21 protein-coding genes are annotated in these 18,641 nt (G+C 62.4%); 6 read left to right on the top strand and 15 right to left on the bottom strand.

Features of this window, described 5'->3' with window-relative positions; translation table 11 throughout:
- The first annotated feature begins 2 nt into the window (after nucleotides 1-2).
- Complete coding sequence (locus A4R29_RS08180) at nucleotides 3-479, top strand: DUF2938 domain-containing protein (protein WP_063171661.1); 477 nt, start codon at nucleotides 3-5, stop codon at nucleotides 477-479.
- Nucleotides 480-612: 133 nt separating this feature from the next.
- On the opposite strand, the gene rnhA is transcribed toward A4R29_RS08180, so the two are convergent.
- From rnhA to coxB, 12 genes are all read right to left on the bottom strand, one after another.
- On the bottom strand, nucleotides 613-1,131 hold the full coding sequence (rnhA, locus tag A4R29_RS08175) for a ribonuclease HI (protein WP_063173622.1): 519 nt from the start codon (nucleotides 1,129-1,131) through the stop codon (nucleotides 613-615).
- 4 nt (nucleotides 1,132-1,135) lie between these two features.
- The gene (locus A4R29_RS08170; protein WP_027164144.1) at nucleotides 1,136-2,098 is read right to left on the bottom strand and encodes a homoserine kinase; all 963 of its coding nucleotides are present in this window, start codon (nucleotides 2,096-2,098) and stop codon (nucleotides 1,136-1,138) included.
- Nucleotides 2,099-2,103: 5 nt separating this feature from the next.
- Nucleotides 2,104-3,114 (bottom strand): 4-hydroxy-3-methylbut-2-enyl diphosphate reductase, encoded by a 1,011-nt coding sequence (gene ispH / locus A4R29_RS08165; RefSeq protein WP_013532771.1) that lies wholly within the window; start codon nucleotides 3,112-3,114, stop codon nucleotides 2,104-2,106.
- Between the two features lie 88 nt (nucleotides 3,115-3,202).
- Complete coding sequence (locus A4R29_RS08160; protein WP_063171660.1) at nucleotides 3,203-3,958, bottom strand: SURF1 family protein; 756 nt, start codon at nucleotides 3,956-3,958, stop codon at nucleotides 3,203-3,205.
- On the bottom strand, nucleotides 3,955-4,341 hold the full coding sequence (locus tag A4R29_RS08155) for a DUF983 domain-containing protein (protein WP_024503617.1): 387 nt from the start codon (nucleotides 4,339-4,341) through the stop codon (nucleotides 3,955-3,957). The genes A4R29_RS08160 and A4R29_RS08155 overlap by 4 nt, the downstream gene beginning before the upstream one ends.
- A 21-nt stretch (nucleotides 4,342-4,362) precedes the next feature.
- On the bottom strand, nucleotides 4,363-4,854 hold the full coding sequence (locus A4R29_RS08150) for a L,D-transpeptidase family protein (protein WP_063171659.1): 492 nt from the start codon (nucleotides 4,852-4,854) through the stop codon (nucleotides 4,363-4,365).
- A gap of 91 nt (nucleotides 4,855-4,945) precedes the next feature.
- On the bottom strand, nucleotides 4,946-5,827 hold the full coding sequence (locus tag A4R29_RS08145) for a cytochrome c oxidase subunit 3 (protein WP_013532775.1): 882 nt from the start codon (nucleotides 5,825-5,827) through the stop codon (nucleotides 4,946-4,948).
- A 1-nt stretch (nucleotide 5,828) separates the two neighbouring features.
- Nucleotides 5,829-6,461 carry a cytochrome c oxidase assembly protein gene (locus A4R29_RS08140; protein ID WP_063171658.1) on the bottom strand — a complete coding sequence of 211 codons (633 nt, stop codon included), beginning with the start codon at nucleotides 6,459-6,461 and terminating at the stop codon, nucleotides 5,829-5,831.
- Complete coding sequence (locus tag A4R29_RS32895; protein WP_013532777.1) at nucleotides 6,461-6,619, bottom strand: hypothetical protein; 159 nt, start codon at nucleotides 6,617-6,619, stop codon at nucleotides 6,461-6,463. The genes A4R29_RS08140 and A4R29_RS32895 overlap by 1 nt, the downstream gene beginning before the upstream one ends.
- 2 nt (nucleotides 6,620-6,621) lie before the next feature.
- Entirely contained in the window at nucleotides 6,622-7,566 is a 945-nt protein-coding gene (locus tag A4R29_RS08135; protein ID WP_024503612.1) for a heme o synthase, read from the bottom strand.
- Nucleotides 7,567-7,641: 75 nt separating this feature from the next.
- Nucleotides 7,642-9,294, bottom strand: a complete 1,653-nt coding sequence (gene ctaD / locus A4R29_RS08130; protein ID WP_013532779.1) for a cytochrome c oxidase subunit I — start codon at nucleotides 9,292-9,294, stop codon at nucleotides 7,642-7,644.
- Nucleotides 9,295-9,332: 38 nt separating this feature from the next.
- Nucleotides 9,333-10,232: a cytochrome c oxidase subunit II gene (gene coxB / locus A4R29_RS08125; RefSeq protein WP_013532780.1), complete on the bottom strand. Its 900-nt coding sequence runs from the start codon at nucleotides 10,230-10,232 to the stop codon at nucleotides 9,333-9,335.
- 376 nt (nucleotides 10,233-10,608) lie between these two features.
- Between coxB and A4R29_RS08120 the strand changes: the two genes are divergently transcribed.
- Together A4R29_RS08120 and tldD are read left to right on the top strand one after the other, a co-directional pair.
- On the top strand, nucleotides 10,609-11,163 hold the full coding sequence (locus A4R29_RS08120; RefSeq protein WP_013532781.1) for an invasion associated locus B family protein: 555 nt from the start codon (nucleotides 10,609-10,611) through the stop codon (nucleotides 11,161-11,163).
- 157 nt (nucleotides 11,164-11,320) lie between these two features.
- Nucleotides 11,321-12,733 carry a metalloprotease TldD gene (gene tldD, locus A4R29_RS08115; protein WP_063171657.1) on the top strand — a complete coding sequence of 471 codons (1,413 nt, stop codon included), beginning with the start codon at nucleotides 11,321-11,323 and terminating at the stop codon, nucleotides 12,731-12,733.
- A 24-nt stretch (nucleotides 12,734-12,757) separates the two neighbouring features.
- Here the strand turns inward: tldD and A4R29_RS08110 are convergent, their stop codons facing one another.
- On the bottom strand, nucleotides 12,758-12,997 hold the full coding sequence (locus A4R29_RS08110) for a hypothetical protein (protein WP_063173621.1): 240 nt from the start codon (nucleotides 12,995-12,997) through the stop codon (nucleotides 12,758-12,760).
- Between the two features lie 450 nt (nucleotides 12,998-13,447).
- On the opposite strand from A4R29_RS08110, the gene A4R29_RS08105 reads away from it, so the two are divergent.
- Nucleotides 13,448-14,122 carry a transglutaminase-like cysteine peptidase gene (locus tag A4R29_RS08105; protein WP_063171656.1) on the top strand — a complete coding sequence of 225 codons (675 nt, stop codon included), beginning with the start codon at nucleotides 13,448-13,450 and terminating at the stop codon, nucleotides 14,120-14,122.
- A gap of 16 nt (nucleotides 14,123-14,138) precedes the next feature.
- Here A4R29_RS08105 and A4R29_RS08100 read toward each other — a convergent pair whose 3' ends face one another.
- Together A4R29_RS08100 and A4R29_RS08095 are read right to left on the bottom strand one after the other, a co-directional pair.
- Nucleotides 14,139-15,380, bottom strand: coding sequence for a class I SAM-dependent RNA methyltransferase (locus A4R29_RS08100; RefSeq protein WP_063171655.1), 1,242 nt, complete (start codon nucleotides 15,378-15,380; stop codon nucleotides 14,139-14,141).
- The gene (locus A4R29_RS08095; protein ID WP_013532785.1) at nucleotides 15,377-16,141 is read right to left on the bottom strand and encodes a TlyA family RNA methyltransferase; all 765 of its coding nucleotides are present in this window, start codon (nucleotides 16,139-16,141) and stop codon (nucleotides 15,377-15,379) included. The genes A4R29_RS08100 and A4R29_RS08095 overlap by 4 nt, the downstream gene beginning before the upstream one ends.
- A 326-nt stretch (nucleotides 16,142-16,467) precedes the next feature.
- Here A4R29_RS08095 and A4R29_RS08090 point away from each other — a divergent pair, with 326 nt between their 5' ends.
- Entirely contained in the window at nucleotides 16,468-17,463 is a 996-nt protein-coding gene (locus A4R29_RS08090) for a sterol desaturase family protein (protein ID WP_063171654.1), read from the top strand.
- The gene (locus A4R29_RS08085) at nucleotides 17,460-18,611 is read left to right on the top strand and encodes a GNAT family N-acetyltransferase (RefSeq protein WP_013532787.1); all 1,152 of its coding nucleotides are present in this window, start codon (nucleotides 17,460-17,462) and stop codon (nucleotides 18,609-18,611) included. The genes A4R29_RS08090 and A4R29_RS08085 overlap by 4 nt, the downstream gene beginning before the upstream one ends.
- Nucleotides 18,612-18,641: the final 30 nt, after the last annotated feature.

Below are 18,641 nucleotides of genomic sequence, written 5' to 3'. Positions count from 1 at the left end.
CGATGTTTGACATCTTCTGGCGCGCTATCGCGATCGGCGTCGGCGCCACCGTGCTGATGGATCTCTGGGCCATCTTCCTGCACAAGGCGTTCGGCCAGCCATGGCCGAACTGGGGGCCGGTCGGCCGCTGGGTCTGGCATCTCCGTGACAAGGTCTTCCACGACGATATCGGCGATGCAGCACCTTACGCGCATGAAAAGGCGCTGGGTTGGGCCTTTCATTATTTTGTCGGCATCGCCTACGGCATCATCCTGGTGGTGCTGGCCGGAGCGGGCTGGCTTGCCGCGCCGACATTTCTGCCGGCCCTCATCCTCGGCATCGTCACCGTCGGCGCCGGCTGGTTCCTGCTGGCACCCGGCATGGGCGCCGGCTGGGCCGCCTCGAAGCGGCCCAACCCGATGCGGATCCGGGCGCTGAACCTGGTGTCGCACACGGTGTTCGCACTTGGGCTTTGGGGCACGGCGCTGCTGATACGATAAGCGCTTACGGCTGTGTCGGCCTGTCGATCGGCTGCCAGCCGTAGACAACGGAATGCGCGCCGATATCGTAGTAGTTGCCGCCGCCCGCTGGCTGATCCGCTTCTTCGTACCCGAGCCGCGCCGCTCCTGAAATTCAATAGCTCTGGGTCGAGCGCCGCACCTTCGCGATTGCCGGCGCAGCAGGCTTTGGCGCTGCTGCAGGCTTGAACGGGCCTTTCTTGAACGGCGCCATGCCTTCGCGCGCGAGTTCGTCGGCGCGCTCGTTCTCGACATGGCCGTCATGGCCCTTGACCCAGTTCCAGGTGACCTGGTGGCGCTTGTTGGCCTCGTCGAGCGCCTGCCAGAGTTCACCGTTCTTGACAGGCTTCTTGTCGGCGGTCTTCCAGCCGTTCTTCTTCCAGCCGTGGATCCACTTGGAAATGCCGTCCATGACGTATTTGCTGTCAGTGTGAAGCTCGACCGTGCACGGTTCCTTCAGCGCGTTCAGCGCCGAAATAGCGGCCAACAGTTCCATCCGGTTGTTGGTCGTCTCGGCCTCACCGCCGGAAAGCTCCTTGGTGGTGCCGTTGAAGCGCAGGATCGCGCCCCAGCCGCCAGGGCCGGGATTGCCCGAACAAGCGCCGTCGGTGAAGATCTCAACCTGTTTACTCATGATATCAGGCCAATCCATATTCCGAAGGAGATTTGATCGCCCGGTGGAACCGCATCCTTCTGATGTATTCGGTCGGATCGCGTTTCATCACCAGCCCGCCATCGGGGACGGTCAGCCAGTCGTATAGCCGGGTCAGCATGAAGCGCAACGCCGAACCGCGCGCCAGCATCGGCAGCGCAGCCTTTTCCTGATCGCTCAGGGGCCGGACGCTCTGGTAGCCGGCGAGCAGCGCCTTGCCCTTGGTCAGGTTGAAGGAAAAATCCTTCTCGAAGCACCAGGCGTTGAGGCAGGTGGCGACATCGTAGGCATAGAGGTCGTCGCAGGCGAAATAGAAGTCGATCAGGCCGGAGAGCTTTTCGCCGAGGAAGAAAACGTTGTCCGGGAAAAGATCGGCATGAATGATGCCTTGCGGCAGGTCTTTGGGCCAGTTGCGCTCAAAATCGGCAAAGTCGGCATCAACCTCGGCCGCCAGGCCCGGCTCGACCTCGTCGGCGCGGTCGCGCGCTGCGTCCCAGAGCTTGCGCCAGCCGTCGATGGCCAGGGCATTCGGACGCGTCATCGAAAAATCGGCGCCGGCCAGATGCAATTGCGCCAACGCCTTGCCGACCTCGGCACAATGCGTGGCTGTGGGCCGCCGCAACGAAAGCCCTTCCAGGAAGGTGATGATGACCGCCGGCCGGCCGGCGAGCGTGCCGATGACGCTGCCGTCATGCGCGGTCACCGGCAGCGGGCAGGACACGCCCTTGTAGGCGAGATGGCCCATCAGCCCGAGGAAAAACGGCAGATCCGCCTTCTCGACGCGTTTCTCATAGAGCGTCAGGATGTAGGAGCCGCTCGAGGTGTGCAGCAGGAAGTTCGAGTTCTCGGTGCCTTCGGCGATGCCCTTGTAGGACAGGAGATCGCCGACCGGATAGCGCTTCAGGAATGCGCCGAGTTCGCCTTCCGCGACGTCAGTGTAGACCGCCATGTGCCTTACGCGGCTCCATTGACGAAGGCCATGTCGGCCCGCGTCAGTTCGACATCGCGCAGTACCCGCATGACCGGAAAATCCTCCGTTTCCGTGGCCGTGATGGCCAGATCGATCGTGACATCGAAGCGCTGCCGGAACGCGTCGATGATCTCGTCGACGATGATTTCGGGCGCCGACGCGCCGGCCGACAGGCCGAGCGTCGAAATGTTGCCGATGTCATTCCACGGAATCTCGGCGGCGCGCTGCACGAGAAGCGACATGGTGGCGCCTGCACGCTCCGCCACTTCGACAAGTCGTCGCGAATTGGATGAATTCGGCGCGCCGACGATCAGATAGAGATCGGCGCCCGGCGCGGTGTCCTTGACGGCTTCCTGGCGGTTGGTGGTGGCATAGCAGATCGATTCCGCCGCTGGCGCCTGCAGCGCCGGAAAGCGATCCTGCAAGGCGCGGATGATGCCGGCGGTGTCCTCGACCGACAATGTGGTCTGGGTAACGAAGCCTAGCGCCTGCGGATCGACGGGCGAGAGCTTTGCGGCATCGGCTTCGGTCTCGATCAGGGTCACCGCTCCGTCCGGGAGCTGGCCCATGGTGCCGATCACCTCGGGATGTCCGGCGTGACCAATCAACAGCACATGACGGCCGAGCCGCTGATGGCGCATCGCCTGCTTGTGGACCTTCGACACCAGCGGGCAGGTGGCATCGAGATAGAAGAGATTGCGCGCCTTCGCATCCGCCGGCACCGATTTCGGCACGCCATGCGCCGAGAACACGACGGGCGACTGCCGATGTTCGGCCGGGATCTCGGAGAGTTCCTCGATGAAGACGGCGCCAAGGCTTTGCAGCCCCTCGACGACATAGCGGTTGTGCACGATCTCATGGCGGACATAGACCGGCGCGCCATATTTCTTCAGCGCCAGCACGACGATCTGGATGGCACGGTCGACACCGGCGCAAAAACCGCGCGGCTGGCAGAGCCGGATCGTCAGAGGTGGTTTGGTGGTTGTCTGAAGCATTAAATCCGGGCCGGTTGATCAAAGCCGAAATGAGGTGCGCACCCCTGCCCTGTCAAGGGCATCGGTAGAAAGGGGGCGTCGCTCGCGTTCATTCCTTTTTCGCGGGGCGACGAAGCCGCAGGATGAGCACGGCGGCGAGCGCTGCGGCAAGCCCGTACCAGGTGACGGCATATTGCAGATGGCTGTTCGGCAGGTCGATGATAGTGACGCCGCCAACCGGCAATCCGCCTGGATTTGGCGTCTTGTCTGCGTCGATGAAGATCGGCACCAGCGTGAACCCAGCCGGCAGGCCCGCGCTCGCCGCCATGACGTCGCGGTCCTTCCAGTAGAAGATGTTCTTCGCCACATCGTTGTCAGGAAGCATCATCGACGGCTTCGCCGGCAGCGGGTTGCGGGCGAGCCCGGTGACCGTCACTCTGCCAGTCACCTGTCCCTTGGCGCGCTTGGCGGCATCCTTCAGATCGTAAGGCACGAAGCCGCGATTGATCAGGACGAAGCGGCCGTCGTCGAGCGCCAGCGGCGTGTAGACATTGAAGCCGGCATCGCCTTCCCAGGTCGCGTAAAAATGCCGTTCGCCTTGATGCAGGAACGTCCCGGTGACGGCGACGGGCGTATAATCGACGTCCCCGGTGGCTGCGAATTCTTTCTCGACCTCGGCCAGCGGCCGCGGCGCTGAATGAGTGCGCTGGTCGATGGTCTGCAGAAGGCCTTCCTTCCAATAAAGGCGCTGCACCTGCCAGGTGCCGAGCACCAGCAGGATCAGGAACAGCACAAGGCCAAGGCCGAGCAGCAGTGCCGTCCTAGGCCGCGATCGGCCATCGGCTTTAACGGTTGCCTCGCTCATTCGCCGCGATCCAACCGGCCTTCGGCCGCCTTGTTGCGGTATTGCAGCGTCAGCAGCACGCCTTTGATCAGCCGCAGCGCCGCCAGGCACAGCACGACAGCCAGCGGAATCCAGACCAGCAGATGCAGCCAGAGCGGCGGGCTAAGCGTGACTTCAACCCAGAGCGCCAGGCCGACGATAAGGAAGCCTATGATCAGGATGACGAACACCGCCGGCCCGTCGCCGGCATCGGCGTAGGAATAATCAAGGCCGCAATTGACGCAGCGCTTGCCGACAGTGAGGAAGCCGGAGAACAACCGCCCCTCGCCGCAGCGCGGGCAGCGGCCATGTAGGCCGGCCGAGATCGGATCGATCGGCGGCCAGATCGCTCTGTCTTCACTCATGGGAGCGTCGTCGCTCATTGCTTACCGCTCGATTTCGATCGGTGTGCCATCGGCCACCAGCGCCCAGATTTCGTCCATGTCGGAGTCCGTAACCGCAATGCAGCCGTCGGTCCAGTCGACCAATTGAAGCAGCCAGCCCCACCAGCCATAACCATTCGGCTGGCCGTGGATCATGATCATGCCGCCCGCGCCGACATTGCGCGCCTTGGCGGCGGCCTCATCGTCGGCATTGGGGTACGAAATATGGATCGATCTGTGCGCGATGCTGTTCGGGTTGCGCCAGTCGAGGACATAGTTCCCCTCGGGCGTGCGCTGATCGCCCTCCTGGTGCTTGTGCCCGACGGGATCGCCGCCGAGCGCGATGCCGTAGTTTCGCAGGACCTTGCCGTCGCCGATCAGTTCCAGCCGGCGTTCGGCCTTGTGAACACGCACCAGGTCCACCTTCTCGCCGGCAAAGGCCGGGAGTGCCCCGATCATCAATGCGCAAATAGCCCGGAAGATTGTCAGTCGCATTGGCAATCGATCAGCGATCATTGCGCCAAAAAGAAGAAGGCGGCCACGTTGCCGCGGCCGCCTCCAGAAATGAAAATCCCTCAGGCCTGGATCAGTGACCCTCGATCACCGCGCCGACCGATCCCCAGACGTAGATCGAGGCGAACAGGAACAGCCAGACCACGTCGACGAAGTGCCAGTACCAGGCGGCCGCCTCGAAGCCGAAATGCTGCTTGGGGGTGAAATCACCCTTCATCGCCCGGATCAGGCAGACCAACAGGAAGATGGTGCCGATGATGACGTGGAACCCGTGGAAGCCGGTCGCCATGAAGAAGGTGGCGCCATAGATGGAATCCTTGAAAGCGAACGGAGCGTGCATGTACTCGTAGGCCTGCACCATGGTGAACAGCATGCCGAGGCCAACGGTCAGCACCAGGCCGTTGATCAGCCCCTTGCGGTCGCCGTGAAGAAGCGAATGGTGCGCCCAGGTCACCGTGGTGCCCGACAGCAGCAGGATGACGGTGTTGTAGAGCGGCAAATGGAAGGGATCGAGAACCTCCATGCCCTTCGGCGGCCAGACGCCACCAGTAAATGTGGCGCGCGCGTAGTTCTGTGCCTCACCGGCAAAAAGGCTGGCATCGAAATAGGCCCAGAACCAGGCAACGAAGAACATCACCTCCGAGGCGATGAACATGATCATGCCATAGCGCAGGTGCAGCGACACGACCCGCGTATGATGACCCTCATGCGCTTCCTTGATCGTGTCCGACCACCAGGCGAACATGGTGTAGAGGACGATCACGAGGCCGATGAAGAACAGCCACGGATTGGCGATGTTGAAGCCGAAGACCGGGAACGACCCGCCCTTCAGATATTCCATCAGGGCGACACCGCCAAAGGCCATGACGAGCGCCCCTACCGAGCCTAGGAAAGGCCATGGGCTCGGGTCGACGAGATGATAGTCATGCTGTGGTTTTGCGTGCGCGTCTGCCATATCAACCCCCGAGATTTGCTTCGGTATTCGAAATTGTCTTGCTGTTGCCATCGGCCGGCGCCGAGGAGGCGACCGGCTTGGTCTTCTCGACCGGGAACATCGTGTAGGACAGCGTGATCGTCTTCACGTCCTTGAGCTCCGGCACATTGACGATGTCGGGGTCCACGTAGAACAGGACCGGCATGTCCAGCGTCTCGCCGGGCTTCAGCGTCGTGTCGGTGAAGCAGAAGCACTCGACCTTGTTGAAATATGGTCCCGCCAGCTCAGGCTGCACGTTGAAGGTGGCGCGGCCGGTCACGGGACGATCGAACTTGTTGGTCGCCTGATAGTGCGCCTGCACGGTCTCGCCGATCTTCATCGTCATCGAGCGCTGGACCGGCTGGAACTCCCACGGCACGCCAGCGATGTTGGCATCGAAGCGGACGGTGATCTCGCGGTCGAGCACGCGGCCGGCATACTGCTTCTCGGCACGTTGCGTCGTGCCGCCATAGCCGGTCGCCTGGCAAAACATCTTGTAGAGCGGCACCGCGGCATAGGCCATGCCGATCATGCCGGTGAAGAAGGCGAGGCAGACAGCCGCGACGATGACGTTGCTGTTCTTGCCCGCCGCTTTCCTGGACGTCTCGACGCTCATCACATCGTGCCCAGATTGTGGCCGAACTTCACGATCGTCGCGATGTAGAAAATGACCACCAGCAGCGCCAGCGCCACGCCGATGGCGATGGAACGGCTGCGCTGCGCCTTCTTCTGACGCTCGGTCAACGTGACGGTCTCGAGCTTTTCCTCGATCATGGTCATGCTCCACCCATGGCAAGCGCGCGTTCGACAACGCTGTCGGCCAGATAGGCAGCGAAGATGGCGAAGAGATAAAGCAGCGAATAGGCGAACAGGGCCTTGGCCGGTTTCATGACGCGGTCATCGTCGGCCATGCCAAGCACTTTCCACGCGTACCAAGCAAAACCGACCCCGAGCAACAGGGCGGCCACGCCATAGAAGGGCGTGGTGTAGCCGAGCATCCACGGCAGCACGCCGACCGGGGCAAGCACCAGCGCATAGGCGAAGATCTGGCGGCGCGTCGAAGCGTGGCCGGCGACGTTGGGCATCATCGGAATGCCGGCCTTGGCGTAGTCCTCGGATTTGAAAAGCGCCAGCGCCCAGAAATGCGGCGGCGTCCAAAGGAAGATGATCAGGAACAAGACAACGCTTTCGAGGCTGACCGTCCCGGTCACCGCGGCCCAGCCGATCACGGGCGGAATGGCACCGGCGGCCCCGCCGATGACGATGTTCTGCGGCGTCCAGCGCTTCAGCCACATCGTGTAGACGACGGCGTAGAAAAAGATGGTAAAGGCCAGCAGCGTCGCCGCCAGCCAGTTGACCAGCACGCCGAGCGTCATCACCGACAGCACCGACAGCACCAGCCCGAAGGTCAGCGCTTCGTGCGGCTGGATGCGACCGGCCGGGACCGGGCGGCTGGCGGTCCTGGTCATCACGGCATCGATGTCGGCATCGTACCACATGTTGAGTGCGCCGGAGGCGCCAGCACCTATCGCAATAGCCAGGATGGCGATCACCGCCAGCAGAGGGTTGATGGTCACGGGTGCGGCGACCAGGCCGACAAAGGCGGTGAACACCACCAGCGACATGACGCGCGGCTTCAGCAGCGCGAAGAAATCGCCCGCCGTCGCTTCCGACATGCGAAAGCCCGCTTCGTCAATCAATGGGTCGTCGACAAGGGCCATGCGTACTTAAGTCCATCATCCGTTGGCCAAAACCGCCGGCGGACCGGCGGTTTCGTATTCGAGCGGGCAGCCGCCTTACTTGATCTTCGGCAGCTGTTCCCACTGGTGGAAGGGCGGCGGCGAAGGCAGCTGCCATTCGAGCGTCGTTGCGCCCTCGCCCCATGGGTTGGCGCCGGCGATCCGCTTCTTCTGGAAGGCCTCGAACACGCCATAGAGGAAGATCAGGACGCCGACGGCCGAGATGTAGGAGCCGATGGACGACACATAGTTCCAGCCGGCAAACGCATCGGGGTAGTCGATGGTGCGGCGCGGCATGCCGGCGAGACCGAGGAAGTGCTGCGGGAAGAAGATCAGGTTCACGCCGACGAAGGTGACCCAGAAGTGGGTGTTGGCGATGACGGGCGAATACATGTAGCCGGTCATCTTCGGGAACCAGTAGTACCAGCCGGCGAAGATGGCGAACACCGCGCCCAGCGACAGCACGTAGTGGAAGTGGGCGATGACGAAATAGGTGTCATGCAGCGAGCGGTCGAGGCCGGCATTGGCCAGCTGGACGCCGGTGACGCCGCCGATGGTGAACAGGAAGATGAAGCCCAGCGCCCACAGCATCGGCGTCTTGAACGAGATCGACCCGCCCCACATCGTCGCGATCCAGGAGAAGATCTTCACGCCTGTCGGCACCGCGATGACCATGGTGGCGAAGACGAAATAGCGCTGCGTATCGAGCGACAGGCCGGTCGTGTACATGTGGTGCGCCCAGACGATGAAGCCGACGGCGCCGATCGCCACCATGGCGTAGGCCATGCCGAGGTAACCGAACACCGGCTTCCTCGAGAAGGTCGAGATGACGTGGCTGATGATGCCGAAGCCCGGCAGGATCAGGATGTACACTTCAGGGTGACCGAAGAACCAGAACAGGTGCTGGAACAGGATCGGGTCGCCGCCGCCATCGGGCGCAAAGAAGGTGGTGCCGAAATTGCGGTCGGTGAGCAGCATGGTGATGCCGCCGGCCAGAACCGGCAGCGACAGCAGGAGCAGGAAGGCGGTGATCAGCACCGACCAGGCAAACAGCGGCATCTTGTGCAGCGTCATGCCAGGCGCGCGCATGTTGAAGATCGTGGTGATGAAGTTGATGGCGCCGAGGATCGACGAGGCACCGGCAATGTGGATCGACAGGATCGCCAGATCCATGGCCGGCCCGGGCTGGCCCGAAGTCGACAATGGCGGATAAAGCGTCCAGCCGCCACCGACGCCATAGGCACCCGGTGCGCTCGGCATGAACATCGAGGTGAGCAGCAGGATGAAGGCCGGCGGCAGCAGCCAGAAGGAGATGTTGTTCATGCGCGGGAACGCCATGTCGGGCGCGCCGATCATGATCGGGACCATCCAGTTGGCGAAACCGCCGATCAGCGCCGGCATGACCATGAAGAAGATCATGATCAGGGCGTGCGCGGTGGCGAAGGCATTGTACATGCTCTTGCCGCCGTCGATCGCGGCGTCACCGTTCATGCCGTAGACCATCTGCGCCAGACCGCTGAAGATCTGGATGCCAGGCTCCTGCAGTTCCATGCGGATGGCGACCGACAAGGCGCCGCCGATGATGCCGGCCATGATCGCGAAGATCAGGTAGAGCGTGCCGATGTCCTTGTGGTTGGTCGAATAAACCCAGCGCACCCAGCCGTGATAAGGCTTGTGGTCGTGCCCGTCGTGAGCTGCAGCGTCTGCCATGTTCCGCTCCGTTCCCTAAATCTTGCTAACCCGCGGCATCAGTTGCCGGCGGCCGCTACCTTGTTCTGGCCGTCGACCTCGGCCATCAGCGTCTTGTTGGCGCCGGGCAGGTCGGTCTTGGCTGCCGCCAGCCAGGTCTTGAACTGCGCATCGGAGACGACGCGGATGGCGATCGGCATGAAGGCATGGTCCTTGCCGCAGAGCTGCGAGCACTGGCCGTAAAAAATACCTTCCTTCTCCGCCTTGAACCAGGTCTCGTTGGTGCGACCCGGAACGGCGTCGATCTTGATGCCGAACGACGGCATGGCGAAGGAGTGGATCACGTCGGTCGCGGTGACGAGCACGCGGGTCATGGTGTTGACCGGCACGACCAGCTCGTTGTCGACGGCCAGCAGGCGTGGGTAGACCTTGCGGTCCTCCTTGCCGGCAGCGGCGCGTTCGGCGTCCTGGAGGATCGCGGAGTTGAAAGAGAGCGTGTTGTCGGTCTGGTACTCGTAGTCCCAGTTCCACTGGTTGCCGGTCGCCTTGACGGTCAGCTTTGCTTCTTCCGGCGGCGTGTATTGCGCGGTCAGCAGCTGGAACGAGGGGATAGCGATGAGGAGCAGGATGACGACAGGTCCGATCGTCCAGATCAACTCGATCCACGTGTTGTGGCTGGTCTTGGACGGAACCGGGTTGGCGCTCGCGCGGAATCTGATGATGCAATAGGCGAGAAGAATCAGCACCAGGATTGTGATCGGGACGATGAACCACATTGTGTAGTTCCCGAACCACTCGATCTGCCGCATCATGTCGGTCGCCGGCGCCTGGAAGGTTGTCTCCCAGTTCTTGGGCTGGTCGGCATGGGCGGATGCGCCGGCGAAAAACGTGATAGCGGCACAAGCACTTAGAAACTTGGCACTTGCTGGAACCTTGGCGTTTGCCAGGAAATTTCTCATCGCCCTCATCGTCTCCCAGTTCCTCGCTGTGGTACCCACGAGAATAACGAACAATGCCGGGACGGGAATCCCGACAGTTTCAAGCTGGTTCAAACCATACTCTTTTTCCCTCCGCAAGAAAGGAGCGGACGAAACCGTGCGGCATTTTTGCGCGCAAGCCCGGATGTGCCTTTGGAGGCAGCCGCGGCAGCCCCGAATCGCCTACATTGAACCCACAGCGGCATTCCCGCGGCGCGCACGTGCCGAACGTCGCAATTCGGGCGAAATTGGCAGGGAAAAGCGCCGTATTGGCTTTTTCGGGGCAGACCTGGTGCGGTCTCGTCCTTTACTTGGCTTTGGCGCGGCTTAAAGTGCCGTGATTCGCAATGGAGCCGTCATGAATTACTGGCTTTCGAGAAACTCTCGGTTTTCGAGAAACTGGGCGAAGGTCATCTTTTTCGCCGCCCTGTCTGGCATCGGCTTGTCCGCGATCGTGTCCGGCACGGCGAACGCCGCGCAACCGAGCGGTACCGTTCGCTCGACGCATGGCGCATGGTCGATCATCTGCGACACGCCGGCCGGTGCCACCTCGGAACAATGCGTGATGATGCAGAACGTCGTCGCCGAGGACCGTCCGGAGATGGGACTGTCGGTCGTCGTGCTGCGCACCGCCGACAACAAGGCGGAGATCCTGCGCGTGCTGGCGCCGCTCGGCGTGCTTTTGCCCAACGGGCTTGGCCTCAATGTCGACGGCAAAGACATCGGTCGCGCCTATTTCGTGCGCTGTTTCCAGGACGGCTGCTATGCCGAGGTTATCCTCGAAAAGCCGCTTCTCGACACGCTGAAGACCGGCACGTCGGCCACCTTCATCGTCTTCCAGACCCCGGAAGAAGGCATCGGCATCCCGGTCGACCTCAAGGGTTTTGCCGACGGCTTCGCCGCCCTCCCCTGAAAGCCCGGCGACATCACCGGCTTCATCAACCAGAAGTGACGTCGACGGTCTGCTGGCAAACCGCTTTTGTCTTCACAATGCGGCTGAGCGATTGTCTCGGCGCACCTTCGCGCCTACATCGTGGCAAAGACCCATTCCTCCTGTGAACGGACGCGCCATGAACAGCCTGATCGGCCAATTCGACATTTCAGACGATCGCATCAAGCAGATCGTCGCCGAAACCATCAACGGCGCCGATGACGGCGAGCTGTTCCTCGAATACAGCGAGAGCGAAGCGCTGATGTTCGACAATGGCCGGCTGAAGACCGCCAACTTCAACACCGACCAAGGGTTTGGCCTGCGCGCGGTTGCCGGCGAAGCCAGCGGCTATGCCCATTCCAGCGAACTCTCCGAAGCTTCGCTGCTGCGCGCGGCCGATGCCGTTTCGACCGTCAAGGGCGGCTATTCCGGCACGCTTGCCGCCGCACCCGCCCGCACCAACCGCCATCTCTATGGCGAAGAGAACCCGATCCCCTCGCCCTCCTTCGAGGCCAAGGCAAAGCTCCTGCAGGAAATCGACGCCTGGCTGCGCGCCGAGGATCCGCGCGTGCGGCAGGTTTCGGCATCGCTCGCCGCATCCTGGCAGCATGTCGAGATCGTGCGCGCCGACGGCCAGGTGGTGCGCGACATCCGCCCGCTGGTCCGCGTCAACGTCTCCGTCGTTGTCGGCAATGGCGACCGCCAGGAGAGCGGCTCCTACGGCATGGGCGGCCGCAAGGCGTTTGGCGAATTCCTGGTCGAGGACAGCTGGAAGCACGCCGCCAAGGAGGCGCTCAGGCAAGCTCTGGTCAATCTTGAGGCGATACCGGCGCCGGCCGGCACCTTCGACATCGTCTTGTCCAGCGGCTGGCCGGGCGTCATGCTGCACGAGGCCGTCGGCCATGGGCTGGAAGGCGATTTCAACCGCAAGAAGACCTCGGCCTTCGCCGGACTGCTCGGCCAGCAGGTCGCCGCCAAGGGGGTGACCGTCGTCGACGACGGCACGATGCCCGAGCGGCGCGGCTCGCTGACAGTCGATGACGAAGGCACGCCTTCAGCCCGCAATGTGCTGATCGAGGACGGCAAGCTGGTCGGCTACATGCAGGATCGCCAGAACGCCCGGCTGATGGGCATGAAGGCAACCGGCAACGGCCGCCGCGAAGGCTACGCACACCAGCCGATGCCGCGCATGACCAACACCTATATGACGGCGGGCGACATGGAGCCGGACGAAATCATCGCCTCGGTCAAGAACGGCATCTATGCCGTCTCCTTCGGTGGCGGCCAGGTCGACATCACCTCGGGCAAATTCGTGTTCGGCTGCACCGAGGCCTACATGATCGAGAACGGCAAGGTGACGCAGCCGATCAAGGGCGCGATGCTGATAGGCAACGGTCCGGACGCCATGCATCGCGTCTCGATGATCGGCAACGACATGAAGCTCGACACCGGCATCGGCATGTGCGGCAAGGCCGGACAGGGCGTGCCGGTCGGCGTCGGCCAGCCGCATCTGCGCATGAACCAGATGACGGTGGGCGGCACGCGGGTCTGAGCGAACGGCCAACTGGCCGGGCCGTTATGCCTTGCCGATAGACCGGCGCGAAGTCGTGTAGAGAATCAGGAAGGCGATGACGCCACCGATCGCATATTTGACCCAAGCACTCAGGTAGTCGACGGTCCCGTCATGGCCGGAGACATACAGCGCAGCTGCGACAAACGTCATGGCCGCGATGCCAAGTGCATAGGACGGCAATAGCCCGGTTCGAGCGATCTTTCGCAAAATCCAGGCGACGAGCGCACCCGAGAGCGCCATCATGAGAGCTGCGCCGGCGCTTACGGTTATGCGGCGCCTGACATCGCGCTGCGGACATTTGGCGGGCTCCCAACAGTAGAGGTCGCGGACAGCGCGGTGGTGTCGTCCGCACTCGACCTCGCAAAGAAGGGAATGGATTTCGCAGATGCTCTGCATCTGGGGAAATCAGCTCATTGCGCTGGCTTTGCAACCTTTGATCGTAATTTCCTCAAGGCTGCAAAGACGGCGGGATATGACAGCTTGCAGGACGCATGACAAAGGTCCGTCGCTGGCGCCCTGATGGTCGAGTCAGACCGAATGCGCCGGCTGATGCTTGCGTTTTCCAGTTTGAATTCCCGGCTGCACCTTGAAGTGAACACAATCGGCATTAGGAAATTGTTAGGTGTTTAACTGCCTGGGCTGCCGTTTCCGCACGAACGCAGTGCCGGCCCTCTGGTTGCGGTGGTGTTGGCAATGCGGCATTTCCCCGGCGTCCTGACCTCCTCTTTCCTGCTTGGCTTCGTTTCGTTGATTGGCGCGACATGGTTGCAAGCCAGTCCGGCGGCGGCACAGTCGACATTGTTCAAGTCGACATTGTTCAAGTCGCGATCGACGCAATCTGCCGCAGTTGGTGGAAGCACCAGCGTCCCCTACGGTTGGGTCGATTTCTGCCATCGCCGGCCAAAGGAGTGCAAGGTGCCCGCTCTGCCGGCGGCGAATGTCAAGCTGACCGCGCAGAACCTACGCATCCTCAAGCGGATAAATCACAAGGCGAACAGCGCCATCAAACCCGTCAGCAATTTCGATCACTGGGGTACGATGGCGGATCACTGGGACTATCCGGTGGACGGCAAGGGCGACTGCAAGATCTACGCGCTCTACAAGCGCAAGCTTCTTCTGGCAGCGGGTTTCCCCCGGCAGGCGTTGCTGATGACCGTGGTGCGCGACCTGGACAATGAAGGCCACACCATTCTGACGGTGAAAACCGACAAGGGCGATCTTGTCCTGGACAATCTGGTCAATGAGATCAGGCCCTGGAACGCGACGGGCTATTACTTCGTGAAACGCCAGTCGCAGCAGAACCCAAACACCTGGGTGTCGATCAACCAACGCGGCGGCACGTCGAAACGACTGTCGCCAAGTTCGTAGGGCCGAAGCCTCCAGGCTATCGCCGCTTCTTCGGCTTCTCCAGCAGTGCCACCGCTTCGACATGCGGCGACCACAGGAACTGGTCGATCGGCGTCACGCTCTTCAAGGCGTAGCCGCCGTCGATGAGGATGCGCAGGTCGCGAGCCAGCGTCACCGGATTGCAGGATACCGCAGCAACGTAGGGAACATCCGAGCGGGCGATCTGCTTCGACTGGTCCTCGGCGCCGGCGCGCGGCGGGTCGAACACCACACCGTCGAACGCATTCAACTCCTTGAACGTCAGCGGCCGGCGGAACAGGTCGCGGCGTTCGCCCGTCACCCGCTTCAAGCCGGTGGCGAAGCGCGATCCACGGTCGAGCGCTGAAAGCGCTGCCGCATCGCCTTCCACCGCATGGACTTCCGACTTCGCGGCCAGGCGCAGAGCAAAGCTACCGCAACCGGCGAAAAGATCCGCCACCTTCTTGGCACGCTTCAGATGTCCGCCGACGATGTCGGCCATCGCCTGTTCGGCGGCCTCGGTTGCCTGCAGGAACGCGCCCGGGGGCAAGGCGACAGCGACGCTGCCGAACATGACCACCGGCTTTTTCGGCTCGATGATGATTTCGTCATCGATGGACAGCCTGGCAAAGCCCTGCGCCATGACGAAGTTAGCCGCGATCCGGCGCTGGTGCTCCCCGAGCTTGCCGGATTCGTGAACCGCGACATCAAGCCCCGAACCGGTCACGGTGACCGCCAGCCGGAACGATTTGGTGGTTGCGCAGACCAATTCGGCGAGCGCCTTCAAGCGATCGAGGGCGGCAACGATCTCCGGCAGCGAGATCGGGCATTCCGATATGGCGACGATCTCCGGCGACAGATGGCGATGGAAGCCGAGCAGCATGCCTGTCTCGGTGCGCCGGGCGGCAAGCACGACACGGCGGCGCGTCTGCGGTGCGCAGGCGACCAAGTCACCGATCTCGCAATCGATGCCCTTGCCCTTCAGGGTGTGCGCCACTTTTTCGCGCTTCCACCGGCGATAGGCTTCGGCTTCGAAATGCTGGAGCGCGCAACCGCCGCATTCGGTGAAGTGGCGGCAGGCGGGATCGATGCGCAGCGGCGATGCTTCCAGCACCGCCATCAGCATGGCGCGATCCCTTTCGCGCGCGGCGGTGACCGTTTCACCGGGCAGTGTGAAGGGAATGAACAGATCGCCTGTCTCGGTCTCGGCGACACCGTCGCCCTGGGCGCCAAGTTTCCTGATGCTGAAGCGCGCGCTCATCGGTCCTTGATCCCACCGAGCAGGAATTCGCGATTGCCGTCGCCGCCATCGATCGGCGACAGATGCAGCCCCAGCGAGCGCCAGCCGGGAACGGAGTCCAGCCAATCCTGCAGCAGGCCGGCGACACGGGCGGCGTCGAAGGGATCCTTCAACAGACCACCCTTGCCGATCGCTTCCCTGCCGGCCTCGAATTGCGGCTTGACCAGAAACATGGCCTTTGCGCCAGCCTTGGCCAGGCCAAGGGCCGGCGGCAGCGCCAGTTTCAGCGAGATGAAGCTGACGTCGGAGACGATGAAATCCGGAATACGCCCGCCGAGATCGGTGACGGCGAGGTCGCGGGCGTTCAGCCCTTCGATCACCGTCACACGCGGGTCGCCGCCGATATCAGGATGCATCTGGCCATGACCGACATCGACGGCGGTGACATGGGCCACGCCGCGCTCGAGCAACACCTGGGTGAAGCCGCCGGTCGAGGCGCCGATGTCGAGCGCTTCACGGCCGGCAGGATCGAGGCCGAAATGATCGAGCCCGCCGATCAGCTTGAGTGCCGCGCGCGACACATAGCCTTGCGCCGGATCATCGATGGCAACGTGACATTGCGGCAAAACGCTCTGGCCGGGCTTGCGCGCAATGACGCCGTCGACGGTCACAGTGCCGCGCTCGACCGCATCGCGGGCACGTGAGCGGCTGGCAAACAGCCCGCGCTGGACGAGCAGGTCGTCGAGCCGCTGGCGTGCGCTGGCTGGCAGAGGCGAATTCATCGGCCTTCATGGCGAAAGCCGACGACGATGGCAAGAGCGCCACATGGAAGCATTTCGTCTCCCGTTCCCATCATCACGCTCAGCATCTTGCACGGCGACGATGGTGAGGCGTTCCGTCCCGCCGACCATCCTTATGAATACCCATGCGTTACGCCCGTTGAGACGGATGACCGCCGAAGCATGAGGTCTCACCGCCTGCGGGTAAATACCAACAATCTAGAAAGCCTCATGATTTCTTAACCAATTTTCATCGCATTTGCTTGAGGACTTCAATGTTATGACCGCGACGACGGGAAAACCCGGATGGAGAGGCGGCAACTTTGGAAATGGCCAGCGACATCGTCTACAAGGTTCTTGACCGGATTTCCGGCGCCGGCCTGCTGGCGACCGGACTTCTGTTGCTGACTGCTTTGGTCAGTGCCCTGGTCGCCTACTGGCGCACGGTCGAGAAAAAGAGCTGGAAAGAATTCTTCGAGTTCGCGGTCCCGCATGAGGTCATCACGCATCCTTCGGCGAAAGCCGACCTTTTGTTCTGGGTGACGCGGAAGGCGCTGATGCCATTCCTCATGCTGCCCGCCGGCGTCGTCTTCGTCAGCGCCGTCGGCTATGCGACGAACTGGTTGCTCTCCACGCTGCTGGCAATCCAGCCGCCTCTGATCGAGGGGCCGGCGGGGCCTGTGACGGTGACGATCTTCACCCTCACCATGCTGCTTGCCTACGACATTTCGTACTATCTCTATCATGTCGCCCAGCACCGCTACCCGGTGCTCTGGGAACTGCACAAGGTGCACCATTCGGCCGAGGTGATGGTCGGCATCACCAAGGATCGCGTCCACCCGCTCGACGAATTGATGAACCGGGCCTGGGACGGCGTCATTCCCGGCATCTGCTTCGGCATCTGGTCGCTGGTGTCGCTGAACCTGGTTGAACTGACGGTCTTCGGCGTCAACGTCTACATCATACGCAACATCCTGATGATGGATTTCGTCAGGCACACGCATTTCAAGATCTCGTTTGGGCCGTTGAACAATCTGATCCTGTGCCCACACTGGCATCAGTTGCACCACAGCACCGACCCGCGCCATTACGACAAGAACTTCGGGCTGCTCTTCTCGTTCTGGGATCGGCTCTTCGGAACTCTGTGCGTTCCGAAACCCGACGAGGACTTCAAGTTCGGTTTGATCGAACGCAACGTGCGCGACTACCAGTCGCTCGCAGGCCTCTATGTCATGCCGCTGCAGCGGATGTGGCGGCAGATCGCCAGACATTTCCGCGCCGACAAGCCCGAGCCACAGCAATCGCCGCAGGGGGGCAAGCCATGAACGGACCGGCCGTGTTCCGGATGCAGCAAGCGCACCGGATCGAAATTGCAACCTCGCCAGAGCGACTGGCAGAAATCGCGCCCGCCTGGGCAGCGCTCTGGCAACGCGCCGGCGGCCTCGTTTTCCAGCATCCCGACTGGATCTCGGCCTGGTGGCACACCACACCGCATCAGGACCGCCGCGGCCTCAGGATCGGCCTGGTCTGGAGCGGCGAGCGCCTCGAGGCGGTCATTGCGCTCGCGACCTTCTGGCGCTCGGGCATCCGTATGCTGGAATGGGCGGCGAAGGATCACTGCGACTATGGCGATGTCCTGCTTGCTCCCGATGCAGAGCCACAGATCCTGCCGCAACTCTGGCAACATATCCTCGACGATGGCGGCTTCGATCTTGCGTATCTCAATCGGCTGTTGCCCGATGCTCGATTCCGGACCCTGCTTGGTCCCGCCGCCCCAGGCCAGGGCAGCATTTTGCAGCCGAGCCACCGCAGCGAGGTCAGCTACCGAGTTTCCAGCGCCGGACAACGCGGCGCACAATGGTTTGAAAGCCAGTCGAAGAAAACCCGGCAAAACTATCGCCGTGGTTACAAATTCATGGAGGAAGGCGGCGCGCTGCGTTTCCGCCTGATGGATGCGCACGAAGCCCGCGAGCCGGTGCTGGAACGCGTCGCCGCGCTGAAACGGCTATGGCTCGCAAAACACGGCCGCGTCTCGGACCTGTTCGACGAAGGTTCCCCCGCGCTGCCGGCACTGATCTCGGTTCTGGCCGGGCTTGGGTTGCTGCGCATTTTCGTGCTCGAACGCGAAGACGAGATCATCGCCATATCGATCAATTTCGAGCAGCATGGAACGATGATGGCTTTCGTCACCACCTATGATCCGGCCTTCGAACGGGCCTCGCCGGGCATGGTCTTGATGATGGATTACATCCAGTGGTCGTTCGACAGGGGCTTGACCACGATCGATTTTCTCTGCGGCGGCGAGGATTTCAAGCGCCGCTTTGCGACGCATTCGGTGATCTTGTCGTCAGTGGTGGGTGGACGAAACCTGCGCGGACGCCTTGCCGCCCTGGCAGACCGCGCCCGCCACGCGGCGCAATCCTGGCGCCCCGAGAAACCGGCGCAACAAGCGGAGCTGGTGGCGGCGGAGTAGCAGTGCCGACGCCTTTAGATCACCCGCACA

This window comes from Mesorhizobium ciceri biovar biserrulae (assembly GCF_001618845.1).
Lineage (GTDB): Bacteria > Pseudomonadota > Alphaproteobacteria > Rhizobiales > Rhizobiaceae > Mesorhizobium > Mesorhizobium ciceri.
Note: the sequence above shows the minus strand (reverse complement) of the source record. Positions and strands in the feature narration are given on the sequence as shown.